This is a genomic window from Microbacterium sp. ISL-103, from assembly GCF_018613995.1.
Taxonomy (GTDB): domain Bacteria; phylum Actinomycetota; class Actinomycetes; order Actinomycetales; family Microbacteriaceae; genus Microbacterium.
Genome location: NZ_JAGGPD010000004.1, coordinates 1 through 10,302 on the forward strand (window position 1 = coordinate 1; position 10,302 = coordinate 10,302).

Below are 10,302 nucleotides of genomic sequence, written 5' to 3' on the forward strand. Positions count from 1 at the left end.
TCACGAGGTTGTCGTCATTCGCAGCCATGGGGCCACTGTACGACGGGGCGTCGCCCTCGTTCCGAAGGAGATCTCGCGCACCGAAGGACTTCTTCGCGGCATCCGTCCTTCTGAGCGTGCGATCTCCTTCGTCGCGCGAGGCGGCACGAGTGATCTCACCCGGCAGGCGCGGAGCCCAACCCTGTGACGAGACGCGAGAGTCAGTCGATGACGGGGGCGATCTCCGACCACACGACACGCTCGTTCGTCGACGGCGCCACCGGGATGCGGCCGGCGCCGTCGGGTTCGGGGATCGCGGCGAGCAGAGCCTGGGTGTACGGATGCTGCGGTGCAGACCACACGCGGTCGGTGGCACCCGCTTCGAGCACCCGCCCCGCGAACATCACCAGGGTGCGGTCGGCGATGCGGCGGACCACCGCGAGGTCGTGCGAGATGAACAGCATTCCCGCACCGGACTCGGCGACGAGATCGCGCATGAGGCCCGCGACGCTGGTCTGCGTCGATGCGTCCAGCGCCGAGATCGGCTCATCGGCGACGAGCAGCGACGGCCGCGCGGCGAGCGCCCGCGCGATCGCGAGGCGCTGCTTCTGGCCACCTGAGAACTGATGCGGGAAGCGCGTGGCGACCTCGGTCGGAAGCCCGACGCGTTCGAGCCACTCTTCAACCGTCGACCCTTCGGCCCCGCGAGCACGCGCCGTGGCGATGCCGTCGGCGATCTGGTCGCCCACTCGGCGACGGGGGTTCAACGAGGTCGACGGATCCTGGAACACCATCTGGATGCCGGTGAGGTTCACGTTCCGACGGCGGATGCCGAGCGGAGTCACGGGTGCATCGCGGAATCGCACCTCGCCGCCTGCCAGCTTCTCGATGCCCACGACAGCACGGGCGAGGCTGGATTTGCCGCTGCCGGACTCGCCGACAAGCGCCACGGTCTCTCCGGGAGCGACGGTGAACGAGACGTCGTCGACCGCGATCACCGGCGGGCTGCCGGGGTAGCGCACGACCACGCCCTGCGCATCGAGAACGGCGATCTCACTCATCTCGAGCCTCCTCAGCGGCATCGGCCAGCTCGGCATCCGACAGCACCGGATCGAGCAGCGCGGGATCCGCGTCGACGCTCGCGATCTTCGACCCCGGCAGTGCAGCCAGCAGCGTGCGGGTGTACTCGTGCTGCGGGTCGCGGAACAGCGTCGCGCGGTCGGCCCGCTCGACGATCCGCCCGTTCTTCATCACCGCGACCTCGTCGGCGATGGCGCTCATGACACCCAGGTCGTGGGTGACCAGCAGCACCGCGAGGTTGCGGTCGGTCGCGAGGTCGCGCAGCAGCCGCAGGATGCCGGCCTGCACCGTGACGTCGAGCGCGGTGGTCGGCTCATCGGCCAGCAGCACCTCGGGGTCGCACGCGAGAGCGCAGGCGATCGCGATGCGCTGTCGCTGTCCGCCCGAGAACTGGTGCGGGTAGCGCTTGAGCGCAGCATCCGGATTCGGCACCTGCACCGTCTCGAGCAGCTCGACGGCCCGGGCCTTCGCGGCCTCGCCGCGCAGGCCGAGGTGCACGCGCATGTGGTCGGTGAGCTGTCGGCCGATCGGCAGCTGCGGGTGCAGCGACGCAGACGGATCCTGGAAGATCATCGCGATGCGCTTGCCCCGGATGCGGTTGAGGGCCCGCCGACGCATGCCGACCAGCTCCTGCCCCGCGAGCGTGATCGAACCGCCGGTGCGCGCCTGCCTGGGCAGCAGCCCCAGCACGGCGAGCGAGGTGAGCGTCTTGCCGGATCCGGATTCCCCGGCGAGGCCGTGGATGCGCCCGGCCTCGAGGTCGAGCGAGATGCCATGGACGAGCGGACGCCCGATGTCGATCGTCAGGTCGCGGATGCTCAACGCAGTCATGCTGCCGCTCCCTTCGCGGAGGCGACGTGGTCTGCCTGCTTCTCGTGCGTGACCTCGGCCGTCGGGTCGAGGATGTCGCGCATCGCGTCGCCCAGGAAGTTGAAGGCGAGCACCACGGTCAGGATCGCAAGACCCGGGAACACCCCGAGCCACCACGCGTCGAAGTTCTGCATGGCCGCCGAGATCATGGATCCCCACTCGGCCGTCGGCGGCTGCGCGCCGAGCCCCAGGAAGGAGAGGCCCGAGAGCAGCAGGATCGCAGCGCCGATGTCGAGGGTCGCGAGCACCAGCACGGGGCCGGCGATGTTCGGCAGGATGTCGATGAAGAGCGTCCGCAACGGTGAGTGGCCGAGCAGTCGACCCGCGATCACATAGTTCTGCCCGCGGAGCCCGAGCACGATGCTGCGGGTCACTCGCGAGTACTGCGGCCACGACACGACGATCGCCGCGATCACCGCGTTGAACAGCGACGGGCCGAGGGATGCCGCCACCACCATCGCGAGGATGACCGTGGGGAAAGCCATGAACAGGTCGGTGATGCGCATCAGGGTCTCATCGACCCAGCCGCCGAAGTAGCCGGCGACGGCCCCGACCACGGTGCCGATGATCATCGCGGCGATCACGAGCATGAGCGCGAGCGGAAGGCTCACGGTCGCACCCGTCATCAGACGCGAGAAGATGTCGCGGCCGTTGCCGTCGGTGCCGAGCAGCGTGTCGATGCCGGGCGCCTGCAGACGCGGCAGCACCTGGGCGTTGGGGCCGTACGGCACCCACCACTGGGCGGTGAAGGCGACGATGATCCACGCTCCGGCGATCACGGTGCCGATCACGCCGAGGGGTGTGCGCCAGGCACGCGGCCAGCGGAAGCGGAACCGCCAGGGGCCGGATGCCGAGTCGATGCGGCTCATGCGATCCTCACTCTCGGGTCGAGGACGCCGTAGAGCAGATCGACGACGAAGTTGATGAGGAGGTAGATGAACCCGACGACGAGGCCGACGCCCATGATGCCCGGGAGGTCGAGGTTGGCCGCCGAGTTGTAGGCGTAGGTGCCCAAGCCCGGCCATGCGAACACCGACTCGACGAGCACGGTGCCCGAGAGCAGCGAGCCGAAGGCCACGCCGACCACGGTGAGGATCGGCAGCGACGCTCCGCGCAGCACGTAGTCGAGGATCACGCGCAGCGCAGGAAGGCCCTTGGCGCGGGCCGCACGAACGTAGTCGCTGCCGAGCACCTCGAGCACTGACGTGCGGATGAAGCGGGTGAGCAGGCCGATCGTCACGAGCGACAGCACCATCACCGGCAGTGCCAGGTGGGCGAGGGCGTCGGCGAATCCCACACCGTCTCCGTTGAGCAGGTAATCGACCGTGTAGAGCCCGGTGATGCGGGGCGGCGGGGTGATCGAGGGCGAGATGCGGCCGGAGCCCGGCGCGATCCGCAGCTCGAGGAAGAACACGTAGAAGCTGACGAGTGCGAGCCAGAACGTCGGGACGCTCAGGCCGATCAGCGTCACGATGCGGATCACCTGATCGGTGACGAGTCCGCGGCGGTAGGCGGCCAGCGTGCCGAGCACGACGCTGACCGCGAGGCGGAGGATGATGGCGCCGATCGCGATCTCGATCGTCGCCGGCACGGCGGTGGCGAGGTCGCTGGTGACCGGTCGCCCGGTCACCAGCGACGTGCCGAGGTCTCCGCGCAGCAGGTTCCCCATGTAGATGAAGTACTGCACGAAGAGAGGCTGATCGAGGCCCTGCGCCTTGATGAACGCCGCGCGCGTCTCGGGGTTCTGAGATGCGCCTTCACCCAGCGCCGCCGACACGGGGTCACCGGGCACGAGGTTCGTCAGCGCGAAGGTCACGATCGTGACCCCCACGAGCAGGAGCAGCGAAGTGCCGATCCGGCGCAGCAGGTATCCGACGAGCGGCGACCTGCGACGCTGTGCTTGCCGTCGCACGGCCACCGTCGTCATGAGTCAGCGCCGCTCAGCCGGCAGGCGTGATCTCGGCGATGTCCATCTCCCACACCGAGTTGTACACGGCACCGGAGACGGCATCCGCCGTGGCGATGTTGCGGCCGGGGACGATCAGCGGCACGAAGGGTCCCTCTTCCTGCATCGCCTCGGCGAACGAGGTGAAGGCTGCGCTGCGCTGAGCCTCGTCGGTCGCGGCGGCAGCACCGGCTGCGATGCCCGCGATCTCGGGGTTGGCCTCAGCCGCCCAGCCGGCGCGCAGGCCGACCTTCAGACCCGGAGCGAACGGAAGGAAGTTCGCGGAGTCGGCGTAATCAGGGCCCCAGAACCACAGGCCGAAGCCCTCGGTGCCGTTGACGTACGCGTCGAGCTCGGTGGCGAAGGGGGCGGGCGCGAGTTCGACGGCGATGCCGGCATCCTCGAGCTGTGCCTGGATGCGCTCGGCGAGCGGGGTGAACTCCACGCCGCCGACCGGGTAGTCGTTCGGGAACTGCAGCTTCAGAGTCTGACCCGTGTAGCCGGCCTCGGCGAGCGCGGCCTCGGCCTTGTCGAGATCCTGCTCGACACCGGTGTCGAGGGCTCCCTCGAATCCGGGCGGGATGACTCCGGTCGCCTGCACGGCGCCGGCACCGGCGAGTTCGAGCAGTGCGTCGTAGTCGAGCGCGTAGCGGATCGCCTCGGCGATCTTGACGTTCGCGAGGTCGCCCGCGACGGCCTCCGACTGGTTGAGCAGCAGGAAGATGGTCTGGCCGGACGGCACCGACTCGACGTTCAGTCCGTCGCCGAGGCCCGAGACCTGGTCGCCGTTGAGGTCCATCGCGACCATCGAGTCGCCGCCCTTGAGGTTCGCGAGCTGGGTCGCGCTCTCCGAGACGTTGCGCACGACGACGCGGCCATAGGCCGCCTCTTCATCGCCGTTGTACTCGTCGCTCTTGGTCAGCACGACCTGCGACGAGAGGTCGAGCGTGTCGAGCACGAACGGGCCGGAGCCTGCCGAGGTGCCGTCGAGGAACTCCTGCGCGGTGTCGGCGCCGTCGGTGGTTCCGCCGTTCTCGATGACGACGTCGGAGTTGACGATGCCGAGCGCGGGGTTCGCGAGGATCGCGGGCAGCTGCAGCAGCGGGGTCTCGGAGGTGATCGAGATCGTCTTCTCGTCGACCTCGGTGATCGTGAGGCCGCCGAGCAGGAAGTTCGGCTTGGCGTCGGTCATTCCCTGGATGCGCTGCAGGGTGAAGACGACGTCCTTCGCCTCGATCGGCGTGCCGTCGGAGAAGACGCGGTCGCCCTCGAGCGTGAAGGTGAACTCGGTCGCCTCGTCGTTCTGCTCCCACGACGCGAGGCCGGGCACCGGGGTCGACACATCCGACCCCTCGAAGTCGACGAGGGTCTCGTACAGAGCCTTCGCGATCATGTTGCCGGTCGGGTCGTAGGTGTGACCGGGGTCGGCGGTCTCGATCGAGAACGCGGTGTCGATGACGAGCGAGTCGGAGCCTGCGGACTCTCCGCCGTTGTTCGCCGAGTTGCCACCGGAGCAACCTGCGAGAGCGAAGAGCGCGACGGCTCCGATCGCGATGACGGACGTGCTGCGACGTGACGACATGTGGGCCTCCAAGGGCGAGGAGTTCATCGGGTGCGGTCGACGCCGGGTGGACGACCGGTGATCAGATTCGCATTGTATGGGACTATGTGTCCAGCAAGATTGCAGACGCCATCACAGTCTGTCCAAGACCCCGCCCGTGAGGAGCATTGTGTCCACCAAGAGCGACGAAGCTGCGAAGCAATCTGGACGAAGTGCCGCCCCATTGGACGACATCGGATACAGAATCCTCGAGACCCTGCGTGATAACGGTCGCATCTCGATCGCCGCACTGGCCGAGACCGTGGGGATCTCCCGCGCCAATGCCTACACCCGGGTCGAGACGCTGATGCAGGACGGCGTGATCACAGGATTCAGCGCACGGGTCGATCAGTCCAAGGCCGGACTCTCGATCGGCGCTCTCGTCTTCGTCACCGTGCACCCGCAGGCCTGGGGGTCGTTCCGCGAGAGCGTGCTCGAGATGCCCGACGTCGAATGGTGCGCCATCACGACAGGCGAGCATGATGCGATGCTGCTGATCCGCGCGGTCGACGTCAGCGGCGTGCACGAGTTCACGACGGGCGTCGTCGCGCAGTTGCCCGAGGTGCGCACGGTCGTCAGCGTGGTCGTGCTCGACGAGGTGATCCGCCGCTCGTTCCTGCTGCCGAGCGATCTGCCCGAGCGAGACCTCGCGACGCCGCTGGGCATGACGCGCTGGACGCCCGCGACGCCGGGTCGCGACATCCTTCCGCCGCGCTGATCAGGCCGCAGCGACCTCTTCGCAGACGCTGAGCTGCGGCAGATCGTGCATCTCGTAGTGCTCGACGAGCCGGATGCGGCCGTCGTCGGTGCGCTCGAGCTCGCTCTCGCCGTTTCCGGTCACCACGGTGCCGTCGGACACGAGCACGTGTACGAACGAGACCCAGATGGTGTCTCCGGTGCGGGTGCCGACGAACCGGCCGAAGGTCACGGTGTCACCCGAGTAGTCGCCCCAGATCGCGCCGTCCTTCTCCCAGTAGACGAACTCGCTGGGCGTTTCGGCATCGACCACCGAGGTGGTCGATGAGACCATCCGGAACCGGCGGCCGTCGAGGGAGGGGATGGTTGCAGTCGAGGTCACCCTCCGATTATGGAGGGCGATTCGGCAGCTGATCCGCCGCGTCGTCAACCGTCTGGATCGAGCGGTTCTCCGGCGGGCCGAGTGAGACGAATCCCCCACGGACAGCCGCCCTGCGACCCGATTCGTCTGACCGCGAGTTCAGGCGCAGTCGCCGCCGTCCCGCCGCGTCCTCGGGCGAAGCGGGGGGCCGCAGGTACCGTGGGTCGCATGCACTGGACGCCTGACACCTCGGCCGGAGACTGGCTGCGCGAGCGGCTCGATGACCCCTGGAACTCCACGATGCACGCGGTGGTGCCGCACGGGTTCCCGGCCTACGCGCGCATCCTGCATCCTGCGATCGTCCGCTCACTCCCCGACCGCTCGGTGCCGACGCACGACGAGTACGACACGATGACGGAGGCTGCGCGCCAGGAGATCTTCGATCAGTTCGTCGATGCGCCGGCGACCTGGGCCGAGACGTCATCCGCCTTCGGCACGACCCTGCACCCGCTGGCGCAGTGGCAGCGCATCGTGCGGACCCCGACAGACGGCGACTGGCGCGCGCGGATCTCCCCCGACGGGCGCGAGTTCACCGCCCCGATCGAGGGCGAGCTCGCTCCTGAGCTGCTGGCGGTCATCGCCACGCATCTCGTCGCTCACACCACGACTCCGGATGCCGGTTACGCGGCGCTCTGGGAAGGGCGGGGCGGACTGGTCGGTCATATGGGGCACGGCCCGTCGCGCGCGTTCCTGACATTCAGCGACGACCCGGATCACCAGGCCCTGCTCGATCGCAGCATCCGCGATCCTCTCAACAACGCGTTCCGCACGCAGACGTGGCAGGAGGGCATCCTGTCGCGGGAGATCTCCGAGGGGCCGAGGTTCCGGCTGCCGAACCGCGACCACGTGCTCTTCCACGGTGCGATCAGCGACTTCGCGCGGGAGGACTGGATCCTCGGCGCACCGTGGCGCGATACACCTGCCGAGCAGCACGGCTTCACTCCGTCGGCGCAGAGTCCGACGATCCTGTGGCCCGACGACCACTCGTGGGCGATGGTGAGCGAGATCGACTACGACTCGACCATCGTCGCGGGCTCCCCCGCTCTGGTGGCGGCGCTCTGCGCCGACGAACGACTCGAGGCGTTCGCGATCCGCGAGAATGCGGACCTCACCTGGGATGCCGATGAGGTGAACCGATGACGATGCCGCAGGCCGGCCCCGCCTTCGACGCCGCGCCCCTCACCGATCCGGTGGATCCGAAGGCGGTCGGCGCATTCGCCGCCGAGCTGCGAGCCCGAGGGGCGTCTGAGACGTCGGTCTCGTCGATCATCGGCATCGTCGTGCTGGTGCTCATGGGCGTGATCGGCATCCCGATCCTCGTCACGACCATCGTCGGCATGGTCCGCACGCCCGGCGGTTCGGGGGCGGCCGCCATCGGCCTGCTCGTCTTCGGCGGCATCGCCGTGATCGGTGCGGTCAGCGGCGTCATCGGATGGCGACGTGCGCGGGTCACCCGCTATCGGCTCAATCGCTTCGCGCAGGCGAACGGTATGTCGTACGAGGGCAAGGTCACCGCCCCCGCGCTTCCGGGCATGATCTTCAGCCTCGGCAACGCGCGCATGTCGACCGACCTCGTTCGCGGCACGAGACCGCGCTTCGTCGAGTTCGGCAACTACCAGTACACGGTGCGCAGGGGGAAGAGCTCGACGACCTACCGATGGGGCTACGTCGCGGTGAAGCTCGACGTGCCGCTGCCCAACATCGTGCTCGACGCCAAGGGCAACAACGGGTTCGGCTCGAACCTGCCGGCGTCGTTCCAGAAAGAGCAGCGGCTGTCGCTGGAGGGAGACTTCGACCAGTACTTCACCCTGTACTGCCCCGAGGGCTACGAGCGCGACGCCCTCTACCTGTTCACGCCCGACATCATGGCCCGCTTCATCGACAACGCCGCCGAGCTCGATGTCGAGATCGTCGACGACTGGGTGTTCCTCTACACCCAGCGCAGGGTGTCGACGCTCGACCCGGCCACGTGGGCATGGCTGTTCGGCGCCGTCGGCGCGCTGATCACGAAGTTCGACCAGTGGGCCCGCTGGCGCGACGAGCGCCTGCTGCTAGAGAACCCGGCGGGTGCGACGGCATCCGCCGCTCCGACGGCTGCGCCTCAGGACGCGACAGGACGTCTGCCCTTCGCCCCGCCGGCGGGGCTCCTCGCGCCGCCACCCGGGGTCGCTCACGAGGGGCGTCGACTCAAGCGCAGCTTCCCGTGGGTGCCGGTCGTGTTCCTGATCGGCTTCGCGGTCTTCTGGTTCTGGTCCAGGTCGTTCTGAGAACGGGCCCGAGGAGAGTGTGGGGGTGGGTGCTGACTGGGGACCAGCTGCCCACCCCATCCCCCCTCGGGATCAGAGAGAAATGTGACTTCCTCTCCGCAGGACGGTCGAACCGTCCACAACGCGCGGGTCAGCTGGGGACTGACGGCTCTGCGCGTATATGAGTAATGGTATACCGGCATACGTTGCATCCCATTGCGCCGGAGAGACTCGACCGAACCCGTCGAATCCCGCGATTCCATGCACGAAATGCGGGGTTTCCGGTTCGTTCCGGCCCGTCTTTCGTGCATGGCCGACAGATCTCGCTCGCGGCCATTACCCCGAGTGACGGCCACGGCCCCACCCTCTTCTGCATGCAAGAGAATGGAAGGCGATGTCTGAACGCGAAGATCACACCCACTGGCAGGCCGAGCGCCGTGCCTCCGTCACGTCTGCGACCGGCAACCTCGCCCTGATCGAGACCCGCTGGACGGGCGGTCTGCCCGACCTGGATGCCGAGCAGGACGCCGCACCCGACACGGTCACCGTGACGCGGATCCAGCGCACGAACATCGAGACCGGCGAGGCCGAGCACGGACTGCGGCTGTGGGATGCGGCTGCCCCCGCGATCCGCGCCTTCGACCGCATCGACACCTACGACTACGACCCCGCGTGGGTTCTCGAAGGACACTTCACCCCGGTGTCGGGCGATCGCCGCGTCTCGTTCGAGCACATCCGCGACAACGGCGGCTCGCGCGACCTCGTCGTTCCGGGCGACATCCGTCTCACACTCGACGGCCGCGAGTACGACCTCGCCGCGTTCGACGACGGCGGCACGCTGCTGCTCGTGTTCGGTGACGAGACGAACGGCTCCGAGACCTACGGGTCGGGTCGATTCCTCTTCGTCGAGCTGCGTGACGACGAGGGCACCGTGGTGCTCGACTTCAACCGCGCGTTCGTGCCGCCCTGCGGCTTCAGCGCCCAGTACAACTGCCCGCTGCCGCCGGCATCCAACCGCTTCCCCCTGCCTATCCGAGCAGGCGAGAAGGACGTCGTCTTCCGCGACGGCTTCGACATCTACGCGGCCTGACGCCGCACACCCTCACCCTGGGAGCACTCATGAGAAGAACCCGAATCCTCGGCGCGCTCGGCGCCGTCGCGACGCTCGCCCTCGTGGCGGGCTGCGCCTCGGGCGCGACCGACGACGCCTCGAGCGAAGACGCCACGATCTACATCGGCTCGCTGTATGAGCCGACCAACCTCAGCAACACCCAGGGCGGTGGCCAGGGCGTGACCGAGGCCCTGACCGGCAACGTCTACGAGGGCCTCTACCGGTTGACCGACGACGGCGAGGTCGAGCCCCTTCTCGCCGAAGACGCTCAGGTGTCGGACGACGGACTCACCTACACGATCACGCTGCGCGACGACGTGACCTTCCACTCGGGCGACCCCCTGACCTCCGCCG

The 10,302-nt window shown here is 68.3% G+C and carries 11 protein-coding genes; 5 read left to right on the top strand and 6 right to left on the bottom strand.

All coding sequences use genetic code 11. The features are described 5' to 3' along the window. Positions 1-200: 200 nt before the first annotated feature. From J7E68_RS00110 to J7E68_RS00130, 5 genes are read right to left on the bottom strand one after another with little or no spacing between them, the layout of a single operon-like run. The gene (locus J7E68_RS00110; protein ID WP_215168715.1) at positions 201-1,040 is read right to left on the bottom strand and encodes an ABC transporter ATP-binding protein; all 840 of its coding nucleotides are present in this window, start codon (positions 1,038-1,040) and stop codon (positions 201-203) included. Next, on the bottom strand, positions 1,033-1,890 hold the full coding sequence (locus J7E68_RS00115) for an ABC transporter ATP-binding protein (RefSeq protein ID WP_215168716.1): 858 nt from the start codon (positions 1,888-1,890) through the stop codon (positions 1,033-1,035). Before J7E68_RS00115 ends, J7E68_RS00110 begins: the two co-directional genes overlap by 8 nt. Further along, a complete protein-coding gene (locus tag J7E68_RS00120; protein ID WP_215168717.1) occupies positions 1,887-2,798 on the bottom strand; it encodes an ABC transporter permease in 912 nt (303 codons plus the stop codon). Before J7E68_RS00120 ends, J7E68_RS00115 begins: the two co-directional genes overlap by 4 nt. Beyond that, positions 2,795-3,856, bottom strand: a complete 1,062-nt coding sequence (locus tag J7E68_RS00125) for an ABC transporter permease (RefSeq protein WP_215168718.1) — start codon at positions 3,854-3,856, stop codon at positions 2,795-2,797. The genes J7E68_RS00120 and J7E68_RS00125 overlap by 4 nt, the downstream gene beginning before the upstream one ends. A gap of 13 nt (positions 3,857-3,869) precedes the next feature. Further along, positions 3,870-5,456, bottom strand: a complete 1,587-nt coding sequence (locus J7E68_RS00130; protein WP_215168719.1) for an ABC transporter substrate-binding protein — start codon at positions 5,454-5,456, stop codon at positions 3,870-3,872. A 202-nt stretch (positions 5,457-5,658) separates the two neighbouring features. On the opposite strand from J7E68_RS00130, the gene J7E68_RS00135 reads away from it, so the two are divergent. Further along, positions 5,659-6,192, top strand: a complete 534-nt coding sequence (locus J7E68_RS00135; RefSeq protein ID WP_215168720.1) for an Lrp/AsnC family transcriptional regulator — start codon at positions 5,659-5,661, stop codon at positions 6,190-6,192. On the opposite strand, the gene J7E68_RS00140 is transcribed toward J7E68_RS00135, so the two are convergent. After that, entirely contained in the window at positions 6,193-6,552 is a 360-nt protein-coding gene (locus J7E68_RS00140) for a hypothetical protein (protein ID WP_311415824.1), read from the bottom strand. It lies immediately after the preceding gene. Between the two features lie 207 nt (positions 6,553-6,759). On the opposite strand from J7E68_RS00140, the gene J7E68_RS00145 reads away from it, so the two are divergent. The 4 genes from J7E68_RS00145 to J7E68_RS00160 all read left to right on the top strand — a co-directional run. After that, entirely contained in the window at positions 6,760-7,731 is a 972-nt protein-coding gene (locus J7E68_RS00145) for a hypothetical protein (RefSeq protein WP_215168722.1), read from the top strand. Beyond that, positions 7,728-8,858 (top strand): DUF3137 domain-containing protein, encoded by a 1,131-nt coding sequence (locus J7E68_RS00150; protein ID WP_215168724.1) that lies wholly within the window; start codon positions 7,728-7,730, stop codon positions 8,856-8,858. The genes J7E68_RS00145 and J7E68_RS00150 overlap by 4 nt, the downstream gene beginning before the upstream one ends. Before the next feature lie 373 nt (positions 8,859-9,231). Further along, positions 9,232-9,927: a DUF1684 domain-containing protein gene (locus tag J7E68_RS00155; protein WP_215168726.1), complete on the top strand. Its 696-nt coding sequence runs from the start codon at positions 9,232-9,234 to the stop codon at positions 9,925-9,927. A 29-nt stretch (positions 9,928-9,956) separates the two neighbouring features. Next, positions 9,957-10,302 (top strand): ABC transporter substrate-binding protein (locus J7E68_RS00160; protein ID WP_251048463.1); only part of this gene is annotated, 346 nt, incomplete at its 3' end.